The organism is Agrobacterium sp. D14 (assembly GCF_001526505.1).
In the GTDB taxonomy this organism is placed as follows: domain Bacteria; phylum Pseudomonadota; class Alphaproteobacteria; order Rhizobiales; family Rhizobiaceae; genus Agrobacterium; species Agrobacterium leguminum.
Genome location: NZ_ASXX01000007.1, coordinates 117,219 through 143,293 on the forward strand (window position 1 = coordinate 117,219; position 26,075 = coordinate 143,293).

Annotated in this window: 21 protein-coding genes; 11 read left to right on the forward strand and 10 right to left on the reverse strand. The window is 54.3% G+C overall.

Annotated features, from left to right (window positions below; genetic code table 11):
• Positions 1–116 precede the first annotated feature (116 nt).
• Complete coding sequence (locus tag L901_RS05850; protein WP_059754372.1) at positions 117–1,481, reverse strand: hypothetical protein; 1,365 nt, start codon at positions 1,479–1,481, stop codon at positions 117–119.
• 100 nt (positions 1,482–1,581) lie between these two features.
• On the opposite strand from L901_RS05850, the gene L901_RS05855 reads away from it, so the two are divergent.
• A complete protein-coding gene (locus L901_RS05855; protein ID WP_059754375.1) occupies positions 1,582–4,194 on the forward strand; it encodes a hypothetical protein in 2,613 nt (870 codons plus the stop codon).
• A gap of 38 nt (positions 4,195–4,232) precedes the next feature.
• On the opposite strand, the gene L901_RS05860 is transcribed toward L901_RS05855, so the two are convergent.
• From L901_RS05860 to L901_RS05870, 3 genes are all read right to left on the reverse strand, one after another.
• Entirely contained in the window at positions 4,233–4,802 is a 570-nt protein-coding gene (locus L901_RS05860) for a site-specific integrase (RefSeq protein ID WP_059754378.1), read from the reverse strand.
• Positions 4,803–5,116: 314 nt separating this feature from the next.
• Positions 5,117–5,626, reverse strand: coding sequence for a hypothetical protein (locus L901_RS05865; protein WP_147401572.1), 510 nt, complete (start codon positions 5,624–5,626; stop codon positions 5,117–5,119).
• Positions 5,627–5,666: 40 nt separating this feature from the next.
• Positions 5,667–6,488, reverse strand: a complete 822-nt coding sequence (locus L901_RS05870) for an ABC transporter permease (RefSeq protein ID WP_245289587.1) — start codon at positions 6,486–6,488, stop codon at positions 5,667–5,669.
• Positions 6,489–6,726: 238 nt separating this feature from the next.
• Here L901_RS05870 and L901_RS26015 point away from each other — a divergent pair, with 238 nt between their 5' ends.
• The 6 genes from L901_RS26015 (at position 6,727) to L901_RS27895 (ending at position 14,030) form a co-directional block, all read left to right on the forward strand.
• Positions 6,727–7,137, forward strand: coding sequence for a very short patch repair endonuclease (locus L901_RS26015; protein WP_256381341.1), 411 nt, complete (start codon positions 6,727–6,729; stop codon positions 7,135–7,137).
• A gap of 105 nt (positions 7,138–7,242) precedes the next feature.
• The gene (locus L901_RS05875; RefSeq protein WP_059754387.1) at positions 7,243–8,379 is read left to right on the forward strand and encodes a DNA cytosine methyltransferase; all 1,137 of its coding nucleotides are present in this window, start codon (positions 7,243–7,245) and stop codon (positions 8,377–8,379) included.
• A complete protein-coding gene (locus L901_RS05880; protein ID WP_059754391.1) occupies positions 8,376–11,345 on the forward strand; it encodes an ATP-binding protein in 2,970 nt (989 codons plus the stop codon). The genes L901_RS05875 and L901_RS05880 overlap by 4 nt, the downstream gene beginning before the upstream one ends.
• Complete coding sequence (locus L901_RS05885) at positions 11,335–13,128, forward strand: response regulator receiver domain (protein WP_059754393.1); 1,794 nt, start codon at positions 11,335–11,337, stop codon at positions 13,126–13,128. Before L901_RS05880 ends, L901_RS05885 begins: the two co-directional genes overlap by 11 nt.
• Before the next feature lie 96 nt (positions 13,129–13,224).
• A complete protein-coding gene (locus tag L901_RS05890) occupies positions 13,225–13,833 on the forward strand; it encodes a hypothetical protein (RefSeq protein WP_197419692.1) in 609 nt (202 codons plus the stop codon).
• Positions 13,815–14,030 carry an HNH endonuclease gene (locus tag L901_RS27895; protein WP_197419693.1) on the forward strand — a complete coding sequence of 72 codons (216 nt, stop codon included), beginning with the start codon at positions 13,815–13,817 and terminating at the stop codon, positions 14,028–14,030. The genes L901_RS05890 and L901_RS27895 overlap by 19 nt, the downstream gene beginning before the upstream one ends.
• A gap of 37 nt (positions 14,031–14,067) precedes the next feature.
• Here the strand turns inward: L901_RS27895 and L901_RS05895 are convergent, their stop codons facing one another.
• A complete protein-coding gene (locus tag L901_RS05895; protein ID WP_059754396.1) occupies positions 14,068–14,826 on the reverse strand; it encodes a restriction endonuclease in 759 nt (252 codons plus the stop codon).
• A 642-nt stretch (positions 14,827–15,468) separates the two neighbouring features.
• Positions 15,469–16,791: a Wzy-type polysaccharide biosynthesis protein UppW gene (uppW, locus tag L901_RS05900; RefSeq protein WP_059754397.1), complete on the reverse strand. Its 1,323-nt coding sequence runs from the start codon at positions 16,789–16,791 to the stop codon at positions 15,469–15,471.
• Between the two features lie 564 nt (positions 16,792–17,355).
• Between uppW and L901_RS05905 the strand changes: the two genes are divergently transcribed.
• Both L901_RS05905 and uppZ read left to right on the forward strand, forming a co-directional pair.
• Positions 17,356–18,906, forward strand: a complete 1,551-nt coding sequence (locus L901_RS05905; RefSeq protein ID WP_183044125.1) for a family 16 glycosylhydrolase — start codon at positions 17,356–17,358, stop codon at positions 18,904–18,906.
• Positions 18,907–19,129: 223 nt separating this feature from the next.
• A complete protein-coding gene (gene uppZ / locus L901_RS05910; RefSeq protein ID WP_059754404.1) occupies positions 19,130–20,113 on the forward strand; it encodes a polysaccharide biosynthesis acyltransferase UppZ in 984 nt (327 codons plus the stop codon).
• Here uppZ and L901_RS26905 read toward each other — a convergent pair.
• The 3 genes from L901_RS26905 to L901_RS05920 all read right to left on the reverse strand — a co-directional run bounded on the left by L901_RS26905 (position 20,055) and on the right by L901_RS05920 (position 22,190).
• Positions 20,055–20,234, reverse strand: coding sequence for a hypothetical protein (locus tag L901_RS26905; protein ID WP_147401573.1), 180 nt, complete (start codon positions 20,232–20,234; stop codon positions 20,055–20,057). The genes uppZ and L901_RS26905 overlap by 59 nt on opposite strands.
• Positions 20,231–21,178 carry an alpha/beta hydrolase gene (locus L901_RS05915; protein WP_059754407.1) on the reverse strand — a complete coding sequence of 316 codons (948 nt, stop codon included), beginning with the start codon at positions 21,176–21,178 and terminating at the stop codon, positions 20,231–20,233. The genes L901_RS26905 and L901_RS05915 overlap by 4 nt, the downstream gene beginning before the upstream one ends.
• A gap of 64 nt (positions 21,179–21,242) precedes the next feature.
• Positions 21,243–22,190, reverse strand: a complete 948-nt coding sequence (locus tag L901_RS05920) for an alpha/beta hydrolase (RefSeq protein WP_059754411.1) — start codon at positions 22,188–22,190, stop codon at positions 21,243–21,245.
• 138 nt (positions 22,191–22,328) lie between these two features.
• Between L901_RS05920 and L901_RS05925 the strand changes: the two genes are divergently transcribed.
• Positions 22,329–23,222 carry a LysR family transcriptional regulator gene (locus tag L901_RS05925; protein ID WP_020808871.1) on the forward strand — a complete coding sequence of 298 codons (894 nt, stop codon included), beginning with the start codon at positions 22,329–22,331 and terminating at the stop codon, positions 23,220–23,222.
• Between the two features lie 147 nt (positions 23,223–23,369).
• Positions 23,370–23,510 carry a hypothetical protein gene (locus tag L901_RS26910; RefSeq protein ID WP_020808870.1) on the forward strand — a complete coding sequence of 47 codons (141 nt, stop codon included), beginning with the start codon at positions 23,370–23,372 and terminating at the stop codon, positions 23,508–23,510.
• Between the two features lie 244 nt (positions 23,511–23,754).
• On the opposite strand, the gene L901_RS05930 is transcribed toward L901_RS26910, so the two are convergent.
• Positions 23,755–25,704 (reverse strand): methyl-accepting chemotaxis protein, encoded by a 1,950-nt coding sequence (locus tag L901_RS05930; RefSeq protein WP_059754614.1) that lies wholly within the window; start codon positions 25,702–25,704, stop codon positions 23,755–23,757.
• Between the last annotated feature and the right edge of the window lie 371 nt (positions 25,705–26,075).

The window sequence follows — 26,075 nt, forward strand, 5'->3', positions numbered from 1 at the left end:
CATTTCACGTTTTAAACAGGTTGTGCGTGCGATATTCGCGACGATTGCAGAATCGGCATTTTCACGACTATCGCAGCGCACACGGCATAGAAGGCAGGCCAGTTGTGCACCAATGGTTAGTTCCTTGCCTCCGCAAACACGTCTAACAGAGTGGTGCATTCCCGCAGCAAATCCCTTGCGGCAGTCGCACCTTTCAAAACCCGTTCCTCGAAAATCTTCTCGATTGCGACCTTAGCAGCGCGGACATGCACCGGCATATCATCGTCTAGCGGGTTCTCATCGAAGCTGCGATTGAGTGTTTCGAAGGCTTTCTTGAAAACCTCGACGTTGTGGTTCATCAAAATCCAAACACCATCCGTTGTGACACGCAGCTTACCATCCCGAATCTCGCAGATTTCGGCGACGGTCACCTTTGAGCCGATGGCCGTCGCGACAGGGAGTGGCGTGAAACTAAACTCGGGCATACCGGCACGTCTTATTGTGACCTCTCTCGCGAGGTCGCGCGCCATCTCATTGATTGTCCGATTATCATCGGTGCGTGCATGTTCAGCGAACGCCAGCGGCGTTAGAGCGCAGCCATATTTGTCGAAGCGGAACGACACGTACATGTTGAAGTTGGCCGCTGAAAGAAATGGGCTCGATGTGTCGAACGAGATACCGATGTCCGGATTAAACCGACGCAGACAGCGGAGGATCGTTGTGAACAAGTAGGCCGGCTCAAGGGTGGAAATGCCGAGAAAGTGTATCCACCGGGCATTCTGCAACAGACCGTCATCATACATGTCGAGCAAACGGGCCACCGCCATCGAGAACGCGCTCTGATGCGCACCCGCGAATGCCCAGCCTTCCAGCCCGTAGCCCTTAACTGCATCGTACCAGACCTTGCTTTCGCGCTCAGTGCGCCCTTGGATGACATTCAGGATATTCGTCGCTCCGGGCGTGCGATGCTGGACGAAATAATCGAGATTGAGCAGCGACTGCATCAGGCAAGCGTTGAAATCCATTGACAGGCCGCTTGCGGCACTCTGCGCTTGGAGAGGGTGTCCGGCGGCGATGAGCCGAGCCACGTGTGGGGCAACATTTCCGGGCGAGATGCCCCCGGTCGGGAAGTCAAGCGACATGGAAAAGTCGGCGTGCCGCTCAAGCCAGCGCAGCATGCGTTCGCACGTTTCGTCGCCGGCAAATTCGATGGTCCCCTGCTGAATCTGAAAACCGCCGCTGTCCCCAATGATTGTCGTCTTGCTTTTATCACGAACGCTGACCGAGCTTGTGTGCTTCGCTGCGCTGTCATTCTTGGCGGCTTGTCCTGCGCTGTAGAGCGCATAGGGATAGTGGAACAACCTGCTATGCGGGTCGAGAAAGTTCAGGTCTCGCTCGTGGAATGCATAGGTTCGCTTCAGGTGCTGTGAATGCCCGATCTTGGCGAATTCGGCGGTGATGGATGGCGTATAGACGGCATGCGTAGATTTCGTGGAAAGCATTGAATAACCTTAAGAACCTTGTTCTACTGATCCGCTGCAATTTTTTAAGACCTGCACGGCTTCATTGCGGGGAAATTGAAAAAATCATTGCGAGCATCCAATGGGCAAAGCCGTTAAGAAAGAACCAATCGTTTCCCTTCTCGATCAGCACAAGAACCAGTTTCGGATTGTAATCGACGCTGCCGACGCTTTTGAGAATCATGACAGCGAAGGCCAGAAATTGCTGTACGTGGCCCTAGAGAGGCTTTTTGAGTTTGGCGAAGAAATCCGCCGCGACACGTCGGCGTTCGAGGAGTTTCTCGATGAGTGTGGCAAGACGCTGAACAAGGTCACCACCGACAACCCCTATAATGCCCTGACCGACCTGGCCTTCGCAAAACGCAGCAAAAGCTGGCGTAGTGAGATCAGCAATGTGCTGCGACTTGCTTCAAAAATCAAAGGCAAGGTTCCGTTGAGCCAATGGCTGGCAGAAGGCGGCGGCGTATCCGGGCGTTACAGCGAGGCTGTAGATTATTTCGCACGCCCTGCGGCCAAGAAGGCACAAAGCCTTCGGTCTTCCCGGCTCGACATGATCACCAGTGAATTAGAGCAATCGCGTATAGTCACGGAAGCACTTCCGGGCGTGGCTCTTGCCGATGGCTTCCATCGCTCCCTGCTGTTTTCCCAAGGCGGCCAAACCTTCCTTGTGCATGTCCGCGACGAGGACGACCAGAAGATCATCGACAAATATCTGCTCGAAATCGCGGGCAACAGGAAGCCTGACGATCATCCGCTTGCCGGTCGTCCGCTCTATCACCTGTTTCGGGCGCTCGATCTGATTGTCGGCACCTGCAAGTCATCTAACACCGGCAAATTGCAGTTGATCGCGATCTGGAACGAAGCGACGGACGGGGTTTCGCGTACAAAACTCCGTTTCCTGTCGGATGCCTACAGTTTCACGAATGCCACCGTTACTCTTGCTAACGCCCTCCCGGAACTGGAAGGCCGAGGGCAGCTTACCCTTGAACTTTCCGATGCTGAAACCTTCAGGCAGTTGTTCCAACACGATTGCCAATGGCGCTTATTGGTTGATGATGAGCACATTTCAGTCGTTGATGATGCAAAGTCACAAACGCGGTTCACACTTCGCCCCATCGCGGACTATACCGATGCAGGGCTGCGACAAGGCGCTAAGCTGGGGCAGAGAACGCGTCATTTTCAAGCGACATGCGCGGGGATGAAGGCTTCGGCCAGCAACCTCGATATGGCTAAGGCCTTGTTCAAGAGGGCCAACGGAGCGCAGCTTGCCGCCGATCCGACGCCAAAACGCCTCCAGTGGCTGTCGAACGGAACGACGCTGGAAGCCGGCTTCACCAGTGCGCAAGGTTACTCTGGGCTATCCTATCCGTTTTTGGATTTCGCCGCGCCGGCAAATGCGCTTGATGCACAAATGGAGCTCTCGCTCGCCGACATGGCCGCACTCTGGAAAACCACATCTGCCTACGGCGAAGACTTGGCCGGCTATATCGCCGACAGCGACGTGGCCGACGCAGCTTTTTGCATCGACCACACGTTTGAGGGTGGCGACCATTTCGAATACGTTTCCCCGATGGTCCTCGGCGTTTCCATGGCCCGAACTCAAGTATGCGAAGATTTCATCGCTACCCCGGTTCCCCCGCCGCCTTCTCCCATGCGGCCATCCGGCCCGAAAGGGGGAAGCCGATCGAAATCACCTGTATCTGGCAAGACAGCAGCTTCCAGCACATTAGTCGCATCGTCATCCACCCCCCGGCTCAGAAACTTCAAGCTGATCGATAAGAACAGACGCGCGAAGACGTCATTTCCGGCCGCACCGTCCTCCAGCGGACGCGCATTCGGCGCCTTCATAACGAGTTGCTTGCCTGACGATGCCGAACACCGGGCCGACAGGAAGTTCGACTTTGAATGGCAACTCGAATGGTGGCGACGCATGACCGATATTCCGGTTCACGTTATTGCGTCCAACTGGACCGATAAAGAAGTTGCCGCCAGCAAAGAACTGACGTTGCTTTCCGAGCATGGCGGGGACATCACGCGCGTCGGCCCCCGCATTCTGATCGAAAACCGCATCGACTGCCTCAAGCGGCTATATGCCAGCGACTTCGATTGGGGCATCATCATGGATGATGATGCCGTGCTGATGCAGGCCGAAAGCCATAACAGCAGCTACCGTCTGTTTGCGGAAATGGCCGCGAACGGGAAAGATGCCTACGATGGCGTTGATGTTTTTGCCCCGATCTACGGGCGGAAGGTTCCTTTCAGCAAGGAGCTTAATGCCCCCGGAAGTCCGTACGCGAACCATCACGTCTTCAAGAAGAGCACGGACCTGAAAGGCAGCATGATCGTTGTCCGTAACTTTGAGAAAGAGGGTCGGAAACCGCTGCTCCCTGATCCAAGCTTCCGCACACATGGCGAAGACACATATCTCGTGCTGCAAGCCGTCTCACTCGGCTACTCGTCCATGACCTCCTGGAACATGGTTCTGGAAGAACTGTCAGGCGAAAGCACGTTCGCAAACGGTGACGATGACCGGACAGAAAAGATGCGGAAGGGACATGAACTGCTCGTTGAAAAATTTGGCCAGCTTGGTTTGCGCATGAAGGCAGGTTCTCATTCGCTCGATAAGAAGGAATTCGAAACGGCCTGCTGGGGTGCAAAGCCAAAGCGGATAGAAGTCCGCAAGCCGCTCCTGTAAAAAGTTCGTTGAGCGAACTTTTGCCCCATGAGCAGCGGTCAGAGCAAATCGACCGCCGCTTTCATCATGTCGTCGCGCACATCGATGTAACGTTGTGTGGTCGTCAAGTTCCGGTGGCCCGCCAGCGTCATGATGACCTTCGGGCTGACGCCGGAATGTGCAAGCCGGGTGATGAACCAACGGCGACCGCTATGCGAGGTCGCCCCGTCGAGACCGGCGCTCTTATATAATTGTCCGATTAACTGGCAGAGGGTATTCGCGGAAAACGCCGTCCGCTTCTGTGTCGCAAGCAGTGGTGCATCGGCGTCCTTGTGTTCGGGCCATTCGCCGCGATGCCGTTCGATCTCCCGGCGTAGCTTCTCGTTGAGAAACACCACACGCGCATGACCGCCCTTGGTGATCTCGGCCCGCAGCCGCAGTTGCTCGCGAACCTTCCCGTCGTTGTCGAGGACATCGCGCACCGTCAGAGCGGCAATCTCACCCACGCGCAACCCTGCGAGGTGTGACAGCATCAACGCAAGCCTATTTCGCCCCGCATGCTTCGTCTGTGCCACCACGGCCAGCAACCGCTTAAATTCGGCATCCGTCAAAACGCGCGCTTGCTTCATCAGAACCTCACAAAAAACAGCATTTCTATGCCGTTCGTTATGTTGCCGATGAGCAGGAAGGGCGAGCGTCGTTGGCAGGTTGAAATTTGCTCTATGAAATCAAGGCGTCAGCGCCATCGAGAGCGCAAACGTCAGAAAACGTGTGTTTTATGAGGTTCGCGATTTTAGCGGACGAGATGAGCAACTTGCTACCCAACAGGCATCTTGCGCAAAATCTTTGCAGCCGAAGCGCCCGAGAAACGCCGCGCGTCTGTCTGTCTATCTGCCGTCTCCACAGCGAGTTGGCTCTGTGCCCTTGCGCGCGACGCCCCAGTCTAGTGCGGCACCCGTTCGAACAACCATTCGCTCCACTGATTGCTGATCTCGGCATCGACAAAAACACGACAACGCGTGACACGCTGCGCTGGCATAAACAATGAGAGTTGGACGCCAACAACGTATGCGTATTCACCCTGCTGCCAAGTGAGCCCGCGTAGCTTCCATTCGTCATATGGATGCTCAAGGTCCTTGGGTGATAGCTTCGCTTCGACCACGAGCAAATTGTTCTTCTCGTTTATCTTATGGACAATGATGTCCGGACGAATGTTGTCGGTCGCCTTCTGCTTGGGTCGGTCCGGATAAACTAGCGCTTTTTCATCTTCTCCGAGGCGATCATATTCGCCATTTACGTCCCATTCGTTGCCGAACATTTCGCGAATGTGCCAACCCAGATCGAACGTGATCGCAACTTCACTTGGATTCGTTGCCGCCAGCTTATTATTTGCCAGCAACGCTTTAATTGCGACGGCCAGCCGTCCCAACACATCTTCCATCTCGTGAGCCATGGCCATCCCTCCGACGCAGAAATCAGTGTCCTGCAGACGTTCAGCTTGTTGTTGAAATTTCGCTCTCGTGCCAGTGTCGAAGAAAGAGCCATGATAGAAATGATGTCATCATGAAAATCACGGCTCCGAGCGCAGCCAGCAAAACAAGCGCTGCAAACACACGCGGCGTGTTTAATCGGGTTTGTGCCTCCAATAGTCGAAAAGCCAAACCAGCATTCTTGCCCGCTTGCCCCACGGAAAATTCCGCTACGACAGCCCCGATCAACGCAAGCCCCCCACTGATCTTAACGCCCGCGAAAATGCTAGGCAGCGCGGACGGGATTCTCAGGTAACGAAACGTCTGCCATCGGGACGCGCCGTAGGTGCGGAGCAAATCGGCGTGGTAGCGCTCGGCACTTTTCAACCCTTGCAACGTATTCAGCATGATCGGAAAGAAGGCGACGATAAACGCGCAGATCATCTGCGCCATCTGCACCGTGGCCGCGTAGATGGCGATCAGCGGCGCAATCGCGACAATTGGCGTGACTTGAACAGTTACGGTGACCGGCTGGAACAGTCCCTCAATCCAGCGGGCCTGCGCCAGCAGCAAAGCAGTGCCCCATCCGCCGATCAAAGCAAGAAGCAACGCTAGAAACGTCGTTTTCGCTGTAACCCAAAGACCCGCCCCCAATATTGGCCAGTCATTGACGAGCGCCGTAGCCACCGTTTCCGGCCCTGGAAGAATGTAAGGCGCAACACCTGACAGTTTCACGCACAGTGACCATATAGCCACCATTGCGCACGCCCCCAAAATTGGAATGGAGGCGCGGATAGCTTTCACCAAGGCGGTCAGGCCGCCAGTTTTAGCTCTTGCAACTCTCACGTCATATCCCCGCATGTGGCGACTACACGCGAGCATAGGGAGAATGGGTTTCGTGGACCTTGCGGACGCGCGCGGACCATTCAATTTGAGCGAAACGTCACAACTTGCGTAATTTGTTAGTTTAGATCGATCGCGGAGCTGCACATATTAAAAGCCATTTTGTGCTGTTCTTCGTAGACCCACAAGGACATATTCTGTTTTATTAGCAGGTCGTCGGAATCACCGCGGGACTTGAATCGTGGATAAGTTTTCGAAAGAAAAGCGGTCGGAGGTCATGTCTCGGATCGAGGGCAAAAATACTGCACCGGAGTTGTATGTCCGCTCGTCACTCCATCGGTGCGGTTTTCGCTTTCGTCTACATAACCGAGAACTCCCGGGTAAACCCGACATCGTACTCCCAAAATTTCAAACAGTTGTCTTCGTGCATGGGTGTTTCTGGCATGGGCACGACTGTTCACGCGGTAGAAGGCCAACAAGCAATCAACAATTTTGGAATGAAAAATTACAAAAAAATCTTGACCGAGACGCTAGGAACATCGCCTCCCTTGCTGAGGGAGGATGGGCGGTTTTCATCATTTGGCAATGCGAACTCAAGTCCGCGACTGAAAATCTCATCACCTCTTTGCGGTCCAACACGCCTTCAAAATAACTTTCTTTTTTGTAGACAAATCGCTTTTTGTATTCAATCAAGGGTGATTTTACGTATAGTCAACCGGAGAACGATAGAATAGGCTGTCAACAGCGAAAACCATTTATGAACAATAGCATAGCCAAACGTTACCGAGTCGCAGACCTCTTCGCGGGAGCAGGAGGGCTCTCGCTTGCCGCTCAACAGGCAGAAATGTCGGTGGTTGTTGCCGTAGAATTAGATAAGTGGGCAGCTGAAACATATCGCAAGAACTTTTGTCAGGCAGGAGCCATAGATCCGCCCACGCTATACGAAGACGACATCTCCAAGCTCTGCCCCAGCAAACTTCGTGAAAAGCACTTTTCGGGAGGAAATGTTTGCGATGTGTTGCTTGGAGGTCCACCTTGCCAGGGTTTTTCTGCGCATCGCATAAACGACGCGGGCGTTAACGACCCCCGAAATAAGCTAATACACCGTTATTTCGACTACGTTCGAGAATTTCGACCGCGGGCATTTTTGATGGAGAACGTCCCAGGCATTCTGTGGGATAGACACCGGGAATACCTGGAGCAGTTTTACAATGAGGGCCGCAACGCGGGCTATCACCTATTCGATCCGGTCGTGCTGGATGCCAGGGACTACGGTTTGCCCCAGAGACGCAAGCGCGTATTTGTGCTGGGAGTCGAGGAAAACATAGATCGCTCGAATTTCCAATGGCCCCCGGCACCTTCTCACGGGTCAGAGAAAGAACGCCTTCTGAACCCAACACTTAAGCCTTGGGTTGCTTGTGCAACAGTCTTTCTGCCCGCCGAGCCAGGCGATATTAATGATGTGCACATGCAGCATTCGCAGGCGATGATTAGCGTTTTCGCAAATACTCCTCACAATGGTGGTAGCCGCAAGGATTCCGGACGTATCTTGCCATGTCATATGGAGCACAACGGCCACCGCGACGTTTACGGGCGAATTGATCCCGCGTTTCCAGCGCCAACAATGACGACTGCTTGTATAAACCCGTCGAAGGGGCGCTTCGTGCATCCGACCCAGGATCACGGCATAACTGCTCGACAAGCCGCGAGGATCCAAACTTTTCCAGACCACTTCAATTTCGTCGGCGGCTTGATGGCCGCAGGTAAGCAAATCGGCAATGCCGTGCCGGTTAAAATGGGTGAAACGCTCTTAAGGCATATTTCAAAATTGTTCGCTCCGAGTGACAAAGAGCGTATGGCGGATCAGCAAGAAGCTGAACTGATACTTGTATGATCGAATCCGTCGCATTCCGTACCCAAGCCCGTACAGTCGACCATCTTGGAAGAGAGCAGATTGCTGACTGCCCAACGGCAGTATCTGAGCTATGGAAAAATGCTTATGACGCCTATGCTCGGTCGGTAGAATTACATATCTTCGACGATAGTGAACCAGTCGCCGCCATTTACGACGATGGTCATGGCATGAATTATGACGAATTTTTGGATCGTTGGCTGGTAGTCGGAACTGAGTCGAAGTACGATCCACGTCGCGACTTAGAGGCCGACAAAAACGGGCTTCCGGAGCGAACAAAACAAGGGCAGAAAGGTATCGGTAGACTGTCATCTGCCAATCTCGGCCCGCTGCTGCTGCTTGTCTCAAAAAGAAAGAATCAAGATTTTGTTGCCGCGCTAGTCGATTGGCGAATTTTCGAGAATCCTTTCCTGGTCTTAAATGACATCGAAATTCCAGTAACCTCATTTTCGGAGCGAGAAGACCTTGTCGACTTGCTGCCTGCACTCTTCGACCGCCTTGTTGAAAACGTTTGGGGCGGAAACGATGAACGTCGAAGACTGCGCCTGGAGCAAGCTTGGCGCGCTTATGACAGCCTTATCGTCGCGGAAGACGAAACCGCGGTCCCGCCATCAAAGACAATTGCAGAAACGATCATAAACACTCGGTTCAGCATCGATCATTTCGAGCAATGGCAAGTTTGGGCGGGGACGTCTGAGCATGGTACAGCCATGCTCATGTCGAACATTAATTTCGATTTAAAAGCGCAACTTCCGAGTGCTCCTTCAGACGGAGCAATACAGGAAATACGTAGCCAATTTTTTCGCACACTTTCAGCATTTGTCGACCCATTGGCCGATCCTAATGGCCATGAGGTTAACGCTGTAGACCCCCTCTTCACCTATGCGGTCAAAGTTTGGGACGGTCAGGGCGTTAGAAATGTAGTGAGTCCGAACGAGATCTACAGCCGTGCAGATACGGACGTCATGGAGCACGTTATCGAGGGCACGGTCGATGACGAGGGTTTTTTTAGAGGGCAGGTCAAGGCATTCGGAGAATGGCGCAAAGTCGGTCAGGACTATGTCGTTCCACCGCCCAAGGATTTCACGGTTCCGAAGGGGCCGACTACCCGTATCGGGCCTGTCGACATTTACGTAGCTACGTATGAGAGGAACAGAGTAAACAGCACCCATACGGATGATCAGTGGGCGCATTGCGAGAGTCTGGCAGAGCGCTATGGCGGCTTCATGGTATTTCGCAATGGCTTGCGCGTTCTTCCATATGGACGTGTTGACAACGACTTCTTCGAAATTGAGCAAAGACGTAGCATTAGCGCAGGGCGCGAGTTCTGGAATGCTCGACGTATGTTCGGTCGGATCGCGATTAGCCGCGAAAATAATCCGAATTTAAAGGATAAAGCGGGCAGAGAAGGCTTCATCGACAATCGCGCTGCGAAGGCCGTAAAAACCATAATAATCAACGTCTTGCGACGTAGCGCATACGAATTTTTTGGCTCTGAATCTAATATCCGCGCTCCTGAGCTCGAAGAGATAAAAAGCAAAAATCTAAAAGCTCGTGCGGAACAAGAGCGCAAAAACCTTGGCAAGATAAACCGCAAGAAATTTCGCGGGTTGTTGGAGCGTCATCTTAAATCGATCCCAGAATTCGAAGACGAGATCTCAACGCAGTTAGACAAACTGACCATCACGAACGGCGAAGAGCTTGTTTCCGCTCAAAAGACGTTGGAGAGCTTGAGGGAATCGTTAACGCAGTTTCGCCTGCCAGGGGCGCCAAGCCCCTTAGGAGCTCTAGAGGAAGACTATCGTCTCTTCCGTTCATACATGGAGCGGAGTCAAAGCCGGCTATCGGAAATGGGTAATCGAATTTCTGATGCCATAAACACAATAAAGCCTCCTCGTCCGGAGGAAATTCTTACGCAACAGATGCAGCGGAATGCAGGGCAGTTGCAGGCGGCTCTCCGCCGATGGAGGCTGGAAATAGAGAAGTTGCAGGGTGGCGAAAAAGATCGAATTGATGCCATCTTCGCAGAGAGAAACAAACAATTCCACTCTGTGGCAATGCCGCTAATCGATCGCCTGAAGAGCGGCGAGGTCGATTTAAATTATTCCAGCAGTCTTTTGGAAACTTGGCGGCAACAGATTGCCGAAGAAAATGCGGATATATTTGAAGGATACATATCCGCATTGGAGCTTCTACGGGACAACGTCGACCTGCATCTAGTTGCAACCCAGGGGATGAACGATAACAATGACCTCAGAGAGGAATTAAACAGAGTAAACCAGCTAGCACAACTCGGTATTACAGTTGAGATACTCGGACACGAATTGAAGTCTTACGATCAAATGATTCGGCAAGGCTTAACTTTTCTCGAGGCCCGCGAAATCGAGCCTCAAATCACTCGCGGCATGCGTACAGGCCTGGAAGGACTTGCAAAGCACCTCGATTTTCTAGCTCCCTTAAAAGTATCCGGAAAAAAAACGCAACGCTTCATAAACGGCGCAGAAATCGAAGAATACTTGTTGGAGTTTTTCCGTAAGCCTCTCAATCGCGATGCAATCAAGCTGGAAGCAACCGATGCTTTTCGAAAATTCAAGGTGTTCGAGCAGCCGTCTCGGATACTGCCGGTTTTCATCAATCTCGTTAACAACAGTCTTTATTGGGTGGCGTCCGGGAAAAAGCTGGCTGGTCGCATTCAGCTCGGAGTGGAAAATAAACGCGTGGTAGTCTCGGATAATGGCCCTGGTGTCGATTCAGTCGATACTGCACAACTTTTTCGTTTATTCTTTACAAGGCGTTTAGGCGGCGGAAATGGAATCGGCTTATATCTTTGCAGAATGAATTTAGCCGCTGGCGGGCATCAAATCCAATACGCTGAAGAAAAGCAGTATCAGCTTGAAAGCGGAGCAAACTTTGTGATCGACTTTAAAGGTGCGGAATATGACAACTGACGCTGCGTATACCGCGCTTGTTCAGGAAGCATTTATCGATCCAATCAGGTCAGTGCTCATTATTGATGACGACTATCCCACGTGGGAGGAAATTCTTGACCGTACGAGCTTGGCAGGAATTTGCGAACTTGTGGCAAAATCAGACCCTGAATCTAAATCCTGGCTCAGGGAGCCCGGTCCGGTATTGGAGCTAATCAAAAAGTTCAGGCAGAAAAAGCCAGGGCTGATGATCGACATTTATGATGGTGCAAAAGCATCAGATACGAACGAGGACGTACTAGCATCGCATCTTCATCAATCAGATATGTTAATATTGGATTATCAATTAAATGGCGACAAGGGCGACGGTAAAAAATCGCGATCAATAGCGCACGCCTTGCTTGAAAATCGCCATTTCAATCTTGTTGTCATACATACAAAAGCCGACAATCTCGCCGTACCGTTTAATGAGATGGTCCTGTCGTTGCTATCACCCTGCGCCCACATCAAAGATAAGCAAGCGCAAATCAACGAAGCTGCGGCTAAAATAAAAGATTTTGAAGGCGACAATACCGAAGAAAGTATCTTTCAGGCGTTACAGGATGCGTTCGGTACAGATCAGTATTTTCATACCCGTCACCCTAAGACTGGAACGAAATCAGTCGGTTTGTTGATCAAAGGCGAGGCTCCATTTGTTGAATTTAAAAAAGCTCTAGACCGCCTTGGTTGCAAGAATGGCGATATTCCAAAATTTTTATTTTGGGCAATGAACAATTTTGAAACGCGCCATAAGGATCAACTCGCGGAGCAGCAATATCGTGAACTCTCATGGTCGAGTGATCATAATTGCTTGTGGATTCGAACTGATAGCGGGTTTATGTCATTCGCGAAGAAGGACGAGCCGGACCTTATTGGCGTTCTAAAAAAAGCAATCGTAGCATGGCAACCTTCGCCGTCACGCCTCCTCTCTGCCAAGTTCCGAAGCCAGATCGACGAACATGGCGTCATAGTTGAGGACAAGGCGCTCTCGAATCGTCACGTCTATGCGAAGTTTTACGAAAGAATATTCAAAGGAACGCAGGAAGAGAGAATGAGCCTAATTGACGATCACGTTGATAGGCACATCGAACAACTGACAACTGAGATTAAAGACGAAGTACGGAAATTTGGTATTTCAATCGTGGATTCGGATGATGGAACGTTTCTAAAGCATTACGGTATTGACCTTAATAAACAGGCCGAAAACGAGTTGGCGATAAGGCATTACAACGGATACGTCTCAACAAAGAGGATGGGCGGTTGGCATCTCACTTGCGGGCATGTTTTGCAGCTAGACGGCGATTATTGGGTCTGCGCCTCACCTGCCTGCGATATGTACCCCAACAATAACGTAGTCGGAATAGATTCCGATACTGAGCGTGCGGTGAGATCGTTTGTCGCCATGAAATTGTATAAAAGAACAGGGCATCCGTCCGGACCTCAAATCAATTCCAATAATATACTGTTTATCAATATAGATGGGAAGGTCATGCCTTTCAGTATCTATAGTGGAAACGACGATGATGGAGACAAAACGGTCTCCCCCACATGGAGGCTGTTTCTTTCTATGAATAAAGGAAAGATTACCAAGGAGGGCGATGTTTTGAAGGCCCAGATTGCTCGGTTTAAGACGGACAACGGTGGCATAACCCATCAAACTGAGGAAGCAAAAATCGTTGCTCAGCTTAGGTACGAGTATGCCCTGAATCTGATACAGAAGCTCGGCGCAAATCTCACTAGAGTTGGGCTCGACTATGCGGTGTGAGTGAGTATCCGCATCGCAGAGAAGACATACGAGATGCTGGTTGGATGCTGCCTTACTAAATAAAGGGCATCGAGCTGTGGATTGCTCGGAGACGTGATGCTACTGGAAAAGCCGAACGACATTTTCCAAATTTCTATCGGGGATACGGTATCAAAACGTAACCTTTTCGACCTGATCCAGTATTCGAAAGTTGAGGGGTCGCCTTTCTGGGCAGGCGCCGAGTTTGCAATCGGCAACACACCGCAGCAAGGTATCAATTGGATTGGTGCGGCGCCCCAGATCCAAGGTGTTATTATCAAGACACGGCCTGGATCATACAAGCATGACGGCTGGGTTGCTGATGGCCGAGACACCTATCGTTACTCTTTTAAAGCCCGTAATTCTCTTATTTCATATGCCGAACTGGCGAATAGGGTTCTAATATTACAGCCTCAGTATTCATACCCCATTTTGCTCTTCACCGAGGCCAAAGGGGCGTGGCTTTTTCAAGGGCAATTCTCGGTCACGGAAATCGATGAGATGCACGTGACCCTGCAAAGGCGGGGCACCTATTTTAAGCACGAACCTGAAACTGAGGAGAGCGAATTTGTGGAAGGTGGCCGTAGATATGTCACGCACCTCATTGCCGAGAGAAGTAGGGCGGCCGTCAGTTTACTGAAAAGTAGTACGCTGTCTGTTTGTGATATTTGCAGGAAGACTTTTTAGCTCGATATGGGGTCAATTACATCGAAGCTCATCATAAAACTCCGATCTCTACCTTCACTTCGAGACGATCCGTTACTTTAGCAGATTTTGCGCTCCTCTGCCCGAATTGTCACAAGGCGGTTCACATCTATATGAAAAAAACAGAGAGCGACTACGACGATATTAGAACTTCAATTCGCGCTAAGCTGCTCACCTGATTGCGAGCTTGGGGGCTCGTCCTGAAGGTCGTTTACGCTAACGTCGGTATGGCCTTCTGTCGACAGTAGTGACCCCTTTGAGCTGGCACAAATGCAATTCTGCGGACTTTGCGCCGTTTTCCCCCTCCTCTATCGAGGCCAACCAAAACCAAGGCATCCGACAGCTGCATTGATGTCCAATGTCGTCATCATTATCTTCGGGCGTGGATAAGATATCTCCACACGTGTTGCACTGTACGTGGAATCTGCCGCACCGATCGCATTTGCCAACATGATGTACGAAGCGCTTGACAACGCGGGATGGGTTTGCGTTTTTCGTAACAGCCTGGAGAACTAGTGATAACTCGGGGTATCCGTCCCAGAAAACTCGCCCCCGCTCGCAAGCCAAATTCATGCAAGCTGGCCAAGTTGAGGGATCGAAGTCTTCGATATGATCCAAGGGAACCAAGCAGATCGACACCGCCATTTGCGCTCGCTTTTCTGCAGCCGCAGTATACCCGACGGGACATACCAAATAGCCATGTGTCGCACCCACGTCATCCATCATGCCGCGGAATGCCTCGACATCAGTCACATCAATTTTGCGCTTTCGTCTTTTGGCATCCACGATGATCCTGCGGCTATCATCCGTATCGTGCCGGGAATCAATCAACACGTCGATCTGTCGGCTGCGGCCGCTGATTTTACCAACAATACGGGCATTCGGCGTAACGCATAATGAGGTGTCGATCTGATCAGCCATAAGACGAGCGATCATACGTTCGTAGTGTTGCCAGCTCTGGGTCTCGCGCTTCATCCTAAATTCCAGTAAGTCGAATGCCGTTGTCGAAGAGACGATAAGACAAGAATTTACACTTGGAAACGCAGTTGTTGGCGGCGCAAATAAATTTCGGCGCTGCTAAAGTTGATCTTGGCGAGCGGTGTTCAGAATTCAGCACAACACTGGTACAGCCTGCCTTACATCTCATTGGTTACAATGACTTACAACCATAGTCTCCCAATTCCGATGACGCTCCTCGCTCGTGTCAGAAAAATCAGGCTGAGCTAATCGCAGATCCGAAGCTCCGGCAAAAATATAGCGCAGCTCTAACACAGAGTGAAATACACACTATAAAAATCATATAGTTAGAACAAATATCTTCCAATTCCGATTCCAAAGGTCACAGGTTCGAATTCTGTCGGGTGCGCCATTAAAATCAACTATCTATTGATTTTCGAGTAACCAAGCATGAAGCCTTGAGCGGCTTGCTCTTCGATACGCTTGAAAGCCAACGCTTCTGAGGCCATGGTATAAGCAATTTCAGACATCGTCATATGGCTTCAGGCAACATCGCCGATCGCACATTTACTGTACGCACTCGCGCTCGACACAGCCGATGGGTCGCATCTGCTCGAAGCCGAGCCGCGTGATCCAGGCGACATTGAATCAAGCTTTTAATTACGTAACCGCATCGCTGCCGGTCAGGACAGGGTTCGCCTCCACCTCGTCTTCGGCAAGGCTGGCATTCGCCTGCAGATGCAGGCCCATTACCGCCACGAGGAGAAAAAACCAGACGAAGCCCGAGCTGAGCAAGAATAGCGTTTCCAGAAAGCCGTAGAGCAGGACATACAGCCAGACGCCGACATAAAGCCGCGTCAGCGGGCTGTTGCGCGTGGTGTCATCCATTTTGCCGAGATAGTGAAGCGGCAGCAGGCAAATCCACATCAGCACTAGCCCGAGCCCCGGGATGCCGCCTGCAAGCAGCAGGTCGAAATAGCCGCTGTGGGAAGCCGGCGCGGTCGTCGCCCAGGTATTGTTTTCGGTGAAGCTCGACATCAGGGCGTCGCTGCGCCAAAAGGCCTGATAGCCGTATCCGAGGATCGGACTTTTGCGGATGTACTCGATGGCGACGACCCAGATATCGGTTCTGCCCGTAAAGCTGGCATCGACACCCATCCTCGTCAGCATCTGCGAAAACACCGGGTCGACCGTGGTGCCGACGGTCACGACGGTGAAGACCAACAGAAGCAGGGCCAAGACAACATAACGCCACTGGGGCCAGTGCACGATAAACCAGCCCGACGCGACGACGATCGGCATCAGGCCGAGCACCGTCTTGCCGCCTGACTTGATCAGGAAGAACAGCGATAACAGCAGCACCAGCAGGCCGCCGATAAAGGACCAGCGCCGGCAGAGATAAATCGCCACAATGATCAGCACCGCCATGACCGAGGCAGCCTCGTTCTTGTGCTGGAAGACCCCGCGCCAGTTACCCGCCAGAAGCGGCTCCAGCGCGTCGCTTGCCTGATGGATAGATCGCGATGGCAGGACGATGACGCCGAAGTAACACAGAAACAGGATAATCATCACGCACCCGGCAAGCAGCGTGGTGAAATGCCGCTCCGTGCGTGGCAATTGCAGAAAGCCGCCGGCAAGCACACAGATGATGGCGCACATGGCAAGCCGCCGCAGCGAAAACGCCGGCGCCTCGCCTACCAGCGAGGTAAAGACAAACCAGCCGAAAATCGCCGCCATCAGCAGGCGCGGCGTGAAGGCGAGGGAAAGCGAACGTTCCCTCGCCATAAATACCATGAAACTGAAAAGCAGAATGATCGCGGTGAGCTGGTTCAACAGGTTGGACCCAGCCGCCATGGCGGAGCCCTGATAGGTCGAGGAAAGCGAAACATAGGGCGAGAAGCCGACCGTGAAATAAAGGAACGTCACATAGAACAGTGTATTCCGCCAATATCCACGCGCCTGTTCTTCGTGCGCTGCAGCCATAAGGGGGGCTTCTCTGTCTTTTTTCATGCGTGCCACATCGTACCCGATGCTTCATTCCGGTAACATGAATATCCCGCCAAAATCCTATTTTTTAGTTATTCCGAATGCACGGATGAATAGCAATGCCTTCATGAAAGAAAGAAGTGTAAGCGGAGAAGCAGGCGCTTTTTTTGCAATCAAACAGTGTGCAGATCAGGAGTCGAGTTAGCCCTTTTAGGCCTCTAAATAAAAAGTGGCGCCTTTGCGACGAACTCCCAACTCATCACTTGACTGGAAGATATCAGTTCGGGCTTATTGGATTTCAACTAGAGGATGTTTTTATTCGGGGGTATCGTGAAGGGCTCATTATTAGCCTGGCTGCTTGCCATGGTTTTGTACGCTGTGGGCTCTCCAGCTCAGGCTGTAAGTATAGACTGCGGAGAGAACCAGTCATTTTCGGCCGGGCTCGGAGGCTGGGGACCATGGTGGAGCGGGTCAGCTCCGGTCGTGGACACGTCCGTCGGCCACACGGATTCACAATCCTTGCGCTTACAGGGCGGTCCTGGCACGGCAAGCAGATACATATTGCCCACCGAATGCCCGCTCGGCATCGCTTATGTGAATTATTGGGTGCGTACCCAAACGGGTAGTGCTCGTATTTACACAAAGCTCGTTGATCAGGTGACCGACGCCGTCCTGTACGATTCGGTCAACGCCGGACCGACCATTGTGGGGACGACTTGGACAAGGATTTCGATTCCCGCCATGATCACCAATGAGACACTCATTGGCATTACCGCCGAGCCGGTTTCGCCGGCAACCAACACAACAGTTTATATTGATGATGTCGTCGTTGCGAATGATGCCTGCGCAAACCAGTCTTTCACGCAAGACACGGGCGGGTTTGTGGTTTGGTGGAGCGGCAATGCGGTGGCCAGAACCTCCCCCGGACGAACAGATAACTGGTCACTCAAACTGAGCGGTTCTCCATATGGCACCGCCAAGCGAGATATAAGCCCCGGCGAATGCCCTCAGCCATTAACCCGAGTTGCTTATTATGTCCGAGCGGAGACGGGAAGCGCTCTTGTTCACACAAAACTCGTCGATCAGGTAACTGACGAAACACTATGGGATACCAACACCGGCCCGATTGCCGTTTCTTCAACGGCCTGGACGCGCGTCGTTATTGACGTTCCCATGCCGAATACAACATTGATCGGTATTACAGCCGAAAGACAGGATGGCGGTGCGGTCTCGGTGCTGGTCGACGATGTCATGCTGAATCCAGGCATCGCCGCCTCCCCCCCAACGCAGCCAGACAACGTACCTGTTCCCGTTCGCGATGGTTGGGCTCTGACTTTTTCTGATGAATTCTCGAATGGTACACTTGATCCCGCAAAGTGGGTGGCAATCACCACGGGCCCAACATACGGATCTAGCACGGAGGGTTTTGGCGAGACCTGGGGAACGGAGTGCTATAACGCTTCGCAAGTAGCGATCCAAAACGGATCGCTACAGTTGACCGCAAAGCAGCAGTCCGTGAGCTGCCTGGGGATCACCAAATCGTGGCTCAGCGGACTTGTCATCTCGAAGGATCGCTTTTCGCAGGCTTTTGGCCGTCTGGAGGCACGGATCAGAATGCCAGTCGCAAGGGGATCTTGGCCAGCGTTCTGGATGATGCCGCAATTGCAAAAGAACTGGGGAACCTGTGGCATGTACTGGCCCTGCGGAGGCGAAATCGACATTCTTGAATATGTGGGGCAACTCAACTCCACGACCAATGCCACTGAAGACAAAACAGTGCACAGTACTTTGCACTGGGGTACATCGACTGGTGGGCATACACAGGACTCCGGTTCGGCAAATGTTGTTCCCAGCGTCGACCGTTGGACGGTATACGCGGCTGAATGGGATACGACAGGCATCTCTTTCTTCGTCGATGACACCTTTGTCAAAAAGGTCACGTTTCCCCTGCCCAACAGTTCAGGACTTTACACCGGGGCAGAGCCATTCAATGTTCCGTTCTACTTTATATTGAACCAGTCGGTGGGAGGCGCTTGGCCGGGGACACCAGATCCCGCAGATTATCCTAACACTGTCAAAATCGACTATGTCGCGGCATATAAACGTCCATGACCGGTACGTTTATTCAATTGCATGTGCGATGGCTGTAACCAGGAAGAACAACTCTAATCACGTGTTCTTCAGATTTTAGGTATTTTTTGAACGTATACATCATAAATTCTTGTGAGCATCGTAACTACGATAATCCGGTGACTTTTTCGACATGATGCGCCGCGTTGCCTCTGTCTGCATTTGAGGCGAAGGACGTGAACGGTTGAGTACTTCAGGAGTGGCAATGCAAAAGGTTTATTCCATCCAGTCTCTGAGAGCGCTCGCGGCGTTTTCGGTCTTGCTGTTTCATATAATCGGCGAACCGTTTACGATTGGAGCGGCCGGTGTGGATGTCTTTTTTGTCATCTCCGGCCTCATCATGGGATCGTTCGCGGCGACGGCAGGGCCGGGAGCGTTTTTATATCATAGGCTGGTCCGTATTGTGCCCCTATACTGGGCCGTGACCCTGGTAATGTGTGTCGGTGCGATGGCGGGCGTTTTCTCAACCTTCACCTTCACGCTCGAACATCTATGGAAATCGCTGTTTTTTATTCCATATGCAGGCGACAACGGCGAGGTGGTTCCCCTGTTGGTCGTGGGCTGGACCCTAAATCTGGAAATGTTCTTCTATATTGTCTTTGCGCTTGGACTTGCTTTGCGCGCGCCGCTGGCTGTGACGGTCGGCATCCTGTCCGTCATGGCTTTGGCAGGACAGGTTTTCAACTGGCAATCCCCCTTCATGCAGACCTGGACATCACCGCTTTTGCTGGAATTTCTTGGCGGCCTCCTGCTATCGCGCTTCATGTTCCAGGGAATGCAAGCGGGTATCGCTGCGCTTGTCGTGTCATTGACGGGTTTCGTTGCCGCAGCCCTGATAAGCGAGCAATCCGGAATGCTGCGCCTGATGACGTGGGGCGTGCCTGCCTTTTTCCTTGTGGCCGGATGCGTATGGCTTGAGAACGCCGGATCGTGGCCAAAACGCCTGTTTAAACCCATCGAGATTGTCGGGGATTCATCCTACGCCCTTTATCTTCTGCATGGCCTGGTGATTTCAATCGTCCATAAGATACTGGCCCCCGGACTTCTCGCTGGGGTCGTCATCATCATCGTTGCGCTGACGGTGTCGGTCTTTGCGCATTTCCTGTTCGAACGGCCGCTGATCAAGCTTTTCAGACGCAGGTATGGCGGCGGACCGCGCCGGCAAGACCAAGCCGTACCGGTGCGCTGACGCGAGGATTGGCGGCATCGCGCACGAACAGCGTCATGCCGATACCATCATCGCCCGCAATATCCTGAACGACGCGGCGAGCGATCTGGCTGCTCGCCCCCAGAATGAGAGTTTTGGTCATTGCCCTGCCGCCCCGTTCAAATGCGTCTTGAAGAACGGCACCAGCTTTTGCAGCGCAAGGTCGACGGGCTCGGGCTTGTCGTAAAGATCGTAGTGAGACCAGTTCTCCAGCGAGACGAGCTGTCGGTCCCTTGAGGCTGTGGCGCGGCCGTAGATTTCCATCCCGTCACGATAGGCGCCGAAGGCGCCGACTTTCTGGCCGATCACCACCATCATCGGTTGGGTCATCAGCATCTCGGTAAAGGCGAAGGCGTCCCAACCGAGCGTGTTCTGGGCATGGCTGAACAGCATGCGCGTCCAGCCGCCGGGCTGCTGGCCGCGCGGCGTCTTGTAATAGTCGGTCGCCTCGAACACGTCGCGTTCGGTAAGGCCAGCGGCCCGCGCCGCATCGGGGCTGGCGGGGAGAAGTTCGTTGACCTGCAATTCGCCGCCGCGCGCTTCCTTGGTTCGCTGCGCCGCCATCGCTTCAAGCGCTCCGAGCGGATCGTAATTGCTGAAGCCCTCGCGGAACAGTCGGCCGATATTGACCGGGGTGATCGCGACGACGGCCTTGATGCGCTTTTCGGGCAGCGTGGCGTTCAGCACATAACCACCGCCGCCGCAGATGCCGATCACGCCGATCCGGTCGGCGTCGACATAGGGCAGTGTAACCGCATAGTCGATAACGTGGCTGATGTCCTCGACCCGCTGGGTCGGATCCTCGATCCAGCGCGGCTCGCCGCCGGATTCGCCCTGGAAGCTCGCGTCATAGGCAATGACGACAAAGCCCTGCTCCGCCAGCGCCTTGCCGTAGACATTGCCCGAAGTCTGCTCCTTGCAGCTTCCGAATGGATGAACGGCGACGATCGTCGGCCAGCTCCTGGCTGCATCGAAATTCGGCGGGAACTGGATGTTGGCGGTGATGTGCCAGGCCATATCGCGGTTCTGGATTTTCACGGATTCCATGATCGTTTCCTCTCGGTGAGGGCGGCATCGGGGGTAAGCGGCGTCCCGATGCACGCCAGTTTCGTCACTCGGCAGCCTGCGCAGCCGTGGCGTTGGCGGAGAGCTTCGCGGTGAAGAACGGCGCCAGGACCGAAACCGCCTCGTCGACGAAGTTCTGCCCGTCATAGAGATCCATGTGATTGGCCCCTTCGACGATGTGAAACGCCTTGTCCGTGCTCGCAGCACGGTCGAAGAGGTCGTCGCTCATCCACTTGCTGCCCGCCACGCTGCCGGCGACGATCTGGATCGGTTGGGTCAGATAGACGTCGGCCATGTGATAGGCATCGTAGGTGATGATCTGATTGAGGCTGCGCAGCGTTGCGAAACCCGGCGCGGTCGCGCACTCGGCACGCGGCGTGTGGTAATATTCCCAGGCCTGCCGCAGCTCTTCGTTCGGCGCGTCCTTTTCGGTCAGCGGCGCCAGCGGCATGGTGGCGTACCCCTTGCCTGCGGCGTCCGTCGTGCGGGCGTTCGATCCCGCCTCGACATAGGGCAGCGCATCGATAGACCTGACGGTGTTTTCCCAGCCATTGCGGAACATCGAACCGATATTGACCGCGCTCACCGTGCCGACCGCCTTGATGCGGCGATCCTGAATGGCGGCATTGGCGGTGTAGCCCGCACCGGCGCAGATGCCCATCGCGCCGATCCGATCCTTCGCGACGTAAGGCAGCGTGGTCAGATAATCGATGACGGCGCTGACATCCTCGGTGCTGACATAAGGATTTTCGAGCTGGCGCGGTTCGCCGCCGCTCTCGCCCTGATAGGAGCGGTCGAAAGCGATGGTAACGAAACCCTGTTCGGCAAGCTTCCTGGCGTAGGTGCCAGCGGTCTGCTCCTTCACGCCGCCGCCGGGATGTGAAACGACGATAGCCGGCCAGGTTTTCGTTTCATCGAAACCTTCGGGGAAATTGATCACGGCCGACATCACGATGGTCGGGTTGTTGGAATTGTTGAAGCTGATCTTGCCCATTTCCAGTCTCCTTCTGTTGAGCCAGCGGCGGTTTGAAATTCTTTCCGGGTATCCGCTTGCCGATGGAGGTAATCTACGCCAGAAAGATTGTGTCGATTAGACAAGGAATTCATATTGGGCCTATCACTGGAGTGATGAATGAGGCGGGATGAGATTGCCGATCTGGCGGCGTTCGTCGTCGTCGCCGAGGAACGCAGCTTCACCAAGGCGGCGGCGCGTCTCGGCATGGCGCAGTCCGCCCTCAGCCAGATCGTGCGGCGGATCGAGGAACGGCTGGGTGTGCGGCTTTTGTCGCGCACGACACGGAGCGTCGCGCCAACCGAAGCGGGCGAGCGGCTGATCGCGACGCTCGGTCCCATGCTGCACGATCTCGATGTGGCCGTCGCGTCGCTCGGCGATCTGCGGGATCGACCTTCGGGCACGATCCGCATCACCACCGTGGAACACGCGGCCAAGACAATCATCGTTCCGGCAATGAAGCGGCTTCTGCCGGACAATCCGGACATCAAGGTGGAGATCACCATCGACTACGGTCTGGCCGATGTCGTTGCCGACCGCTTCGACGCGGGTGTCAGGCTCGGCGGCGACATTGCGAAGGACATGATCGCTGTGCGCATCGGACCGGACACGCCGATGGCGATTGCCGGTTCACCCGATTACTTTCAGAAACATCCGGCGCCAACGTCGCCGTCGCAACTCGTCGATCATCGTGCGATCAATCTGCGTCTGCCGACATCCGGCACGCTGAACGGCTGGCGTCTCACACCCGGCGGCCGGGAGACACGTGTTCGCATCGACGGGCCTCTGGTCCTCAACACCATCGACCTTATTCTGGACGCGACACTCGACGGGCACGGCCTCGCCTATCTGCCGCTCGATCAGGTTCAGCCGCATCTGGATGCAGGCCGACTGATGCGGGTGCTCGGCAAGTTCACGCCCGACCTGCCGGGCTATCACCTCTATTATCCCCATCGGCGGCATCCATCCGCCGCCTTCAGCCTGTTCGTCGAGACCCTGCGGTTTCGCGGGTAAGATTGAGAGCCACAGACGAAACGATCCGGCTGGGGCTGCGTCAAAAGGCCCCTGCCCGAGTGCATGAATTGGCGTTGTTGAAGCAGCCGTTTTGAGGTAGCCCTATCCTCGATAGATTGTATCAAGTAACAGACTGGAAATACTCAAATGATGGATTGGGATTGGGTAGATTTGTTCCCCTTGGTCTTCTTTCCGTTCAAGATTATCGTGTTGGGCACGGGCATGTTCTTCGCCATCAAGTGGCATCACGATCAGGCGAAGAAGGAAAAGGGCCCCAGCGGCCCGTAAGTGCCCGCCGGTCGGGCAGCGGAAATTTCAGATCTCATCGGATGGATGTTTTCGCGCGTGAACCGGTGCCGGGGAACCCCATGACGATGGTTGCCGATGCGGATGATCCAGCCGTCGCGAAGATGTTGCGTTTCGCACGGGGGACATCGATTTTGCCAGAACGGCTTTCGATTAAGCCACATCGTCGTTGAACGCCGGCGGGGATGTCTCCCCGCCGAAACGCGTGCTGGAAACGGATCGCCGCTCAGAACTCCTGCCAGTCGCCCTTTGCCGTATCCACAGCAGCATTGCCCGAAAACGCCGAGGCGATCTTGCGGCCCAGTGCGCGGACCGGAGAGGCGACATATTTGTCGCTGCCACCGGCGCTGCGGACCGGTGCAGGCTGGCTCTTTGGCTGATAGGCGCCGTCGGCGAGCCGGAACTGGGAGAGCAGCTGGTTGAGCGACGCCACTTCCTTGGCGAGGCTGTGGCTTGCGGCATTGGTTTCTTCCACCATGGCCGCATTTTTCTGCGTGTCCTGATCCATCTGGTTGACCGCCGTATTGATCTGCTGCAGGCCGGAAGACTGTTCCTGCGCAGCCTCCACGATGGAGACGACGTGCCGGTTGATTTCCTGCACTTCCGAAACGATGGTCGCCAGCGCCTTGCCGGTGTCGCCCACCAGCTGAACGCCCTGCTGCACCTGATCGTTCGAGGTGTTGATCAGCGCCTTGATCTCCTTGGCGGCATGGGCGGAGCGCTGGGCAAGCTCACGCACCTCCTGTGCGACGACGGCAAAACCCTTGCCGGCCTCGCCCGCACGCGCGGCTTCCACGCCGGCATTCAGCGCCAGAAGGTTGGTCTGGAAGGCTATTTCGTCGATGACGCCGATGATATTGCTGATCTCATTGGCGGATTTCGCAATCTGCTCCATGGCGACCACGGCGCGGCGCACCACCTCGCCGGATTGTTCGGCGCCCGCCTTGGCACGGCTGACGATCAGGCCCGCCTCCTGCGCACGCTTGGTGGAATCCCTGACCGTCGTGGTGATTTCTTCCAGAGCGGCGGCGGTTTCTTCGACAGCCGCAGCCTGCTGCTCGGTGCGCTTGGCCAGATCGTCGGCGGCAGATTTGATCTCGTCCGCACCCGCGCCGATGCCGCTGGCGTTCTGAGCCACCTTGGTCAGGGCCGCCTGCAGCTTTTCGGCAGACATGTTGAAATCGTTACGAACGGCGTCGAGCGTGGCAGTGAACGGCTGGCCGATGCGATAGGAAACATCGCCTTCCGAAAGCTTCGAAAGACCGGCTGCGAGATTGTCGACGGCGAACTTGACGTCGGCCGCTTCCCTTGCCTTCTGCTGCTCGCGCTCCATCCGGTCTTTCTCCGAGAGGCTGCGATTGGCTTCGGTTTCCTGTTCGAGACGAATGCGCTCGATGGCGTTTTCGCGGAAGACCTGCACGGCCTTCGCCATCTGGCCCACTTCGTCGCGGCGCGCCATGCCGTCGATTTCCGTTGCCGTCTCGCCGCCGGCAAGCGACACCATCCGCTCGCGCAGGCGGGCGATCGGGGTTGTGATGCCGCGGGATGCCACGAACAGCGCCAGAATGATGCCAGCCGCAAAAGCGATGCCGACAACCACCAGCGAGGTGAAGATTGTAGAATTGGTCTGGTCCGTCAGCTCGTCGCTTCCTTCGACGACGCCCTTGGAAAGCTTTTCCAGGAGGGCGGCGATTTCGTTTCCGGTCGAGCGGATCACGATGTCGGCCTTCAGGAGTTCGGCGGCGGATTCCGCGTTACGGTTGGCCGAACCGAATTCCACGGCCTTGTCGGTCAAGGCGATAATGCCCTGAGCCTGGCTCAACAGCTTGTCCAGCGCCGGAGCTTCCTCCGGGAAAATGGTTTTGACCCCTTTCAGGCGCGATATCAACGTCGTCCTGTCCGTCTCATATTCATGTTTGACGACCTTGAAGTCAGGATTGCCGGCGTCATAAGCCATGACCTGATAGGCGCCATAGGCCATGGCCTGCAGGTTACGGTTCGCACGGGAAAGCTCCACCAGAGCGGCGTTGTCATTGGCGATAAAAAACGAGTAGGCCGTGTCCGCTTGCTTGTAATGGGTGGCCATGTAAGCCGTGGCGCCAAGGCCGACGATGCAGAGCGGAAGAATGAGCGACAGGATTTTGGTGCGGATACTGGCGTTTTGAAGAAAAGACACGGAAAGCCTCACGTCATTGAAAAAACCGCTCCTTCCCCGTGCCGGAGGTGTTCGGCAAGACTGACATTGCACGTCGAACGCCCCGATCATCGAGACTTCGCTAGCCGCATCATAGGCTCTGGCCGCATCTGCATCATGCATGCGCCGCAGAAAGCCGCCTGTCCCTTCAAATACAAGGAGGCCGCTCACCACGGTTGGCGCGGCGGCCCGCCAGCAGGCGGAAACGCCAGGCCGAATTCCCTGAAAAAAGCGGAAGCGAGCGAATTTTCAGCCGTCGCTCCCGGTCATTTTCCAGTAAAATGATTATAGTCAAAAACTTTACAATTCCTTCACGCCACGGTTGGCAAAGCACGGGTGTTTTTTGCCCCTGC

What these genes read in the sequence shown, in the direction of transcription:
- L901_RS05850 (WP_059754372.1), bottom strand. Translation starts at nt 1,481, where the DNA reads ATGCTTTCCACGAAATCTACGCATGCCGTCTATACGCCATCCATCACC.
- L901_RS05855 (WP_059754375.1), top strand. Translation starts at nt 1,582, where the DNA reads ATGGGCAAAGCCGTTAAGAAAGAACCAATCGTTTCCCTTCTCGATCAG.
- L901_RS05860 (WP_059754378.1), bottom strand. Translation starts at nt 4,802, where the DNA reads ATGAAGCAAGCGCGCGTTTTGACGGATGCCGAATTTAAGCGGTTGCTG.
- L901_RS05865 (WP_147401572.1), bottom strand. Translation starts at nt 5,626, where the DNA reads ATGGCTCACGAGATGGAAGATGTGTTGGGACGGCTGGCCGTCGCAATT.
- L901_RS05875 (WP_059754387.1), top strand. Translation starts at nt 7,243, where the DNA reads ATGAACAATAGCATAGCCAAACGTTACCGAGTCGCAGACCTCTTCGCG.
- L901_RS05880 (WP_059754391.1), top strand. Translation starts at nt 8,376, where the DNA reads ATGATCGAATCCGTCGCATTCCGTACCCAAGCCCGTACAGTCGACCAT.
- L901_RS05885 (WP_059754393.1), top strand. Translation starts at nt 11,335, where the DNA reads ATGACAACTGACGCTGCGTATACCGCGCTTGTTCAGGAAGCATTTATC.
- L901_RS05890 (WP_197419692.1), top strand. Translation starts at nt 13,225, where the DNA reads ATGCTACTGGAAAAGCCGAACGACATTTTCCAAATTTCTATCGGGGAT.
- L901_RS05895 (WP_059754396.1), bottom strand. Translation starts at nt 14,826, where the DNA reads ATGAAGCGCGAGACCCAGAGCTGGCAACACTACGAACGTATGATCGCT.
- uppW (WP_059754397.1), bottom strand. Translation starts at nt 16,791, where the DNA reads ATGGCTGCAGCGCACGAAGAACAGGCGCGTGGATATTGGCGGAATACA.
- uppZ (WP_059754404.1), top strand. Translation starts at nt 19,130, where the DNA reads ATGCAAAAGGTTTATTCCATCCAGTCTCTGAGAGCGCTCGCGGCGTTT.
- L901_RS26905 (WP_147401573.1), bottom strand. Translation starts at nt 20,234, where the DNA reads ATGACCAAAACTCTCATTCTGGGGGCGAGCAGCCAGATCGCTCGCCGC.
- L901_RS05915 (WP_059754407.1), bottom strand. Translation starts at nt 21,178, where the DNA reads ATGGAATCCGTGAAAATCCAGAACCGCGATATGGCCTGGCACATCACC.
- L901_RS05920 (WP_059754411.1), bottom strand. Translation starts at nt 22,190, where the DNA reads ATGGGCAAGATCAGCTTCAACAATTCCAACAACCCGACCATCGTGATG.
- L901_RS05925 (WP_020808871.1), top strand. Translation starts at nt 22,329, where the DNA reads ATGAGGCGGGATGAGATTGCCGATCTGGCGGCGTTCGTCGTCGTCGCC.
- L901_RS26910 (WP_020808870.1), top strand. Translation starts at nt 23,370, where the DNA reads ATGATGGATTGGGATTGGGTAGATTTGTTCCCCTTGGTCTTCTTTCCG.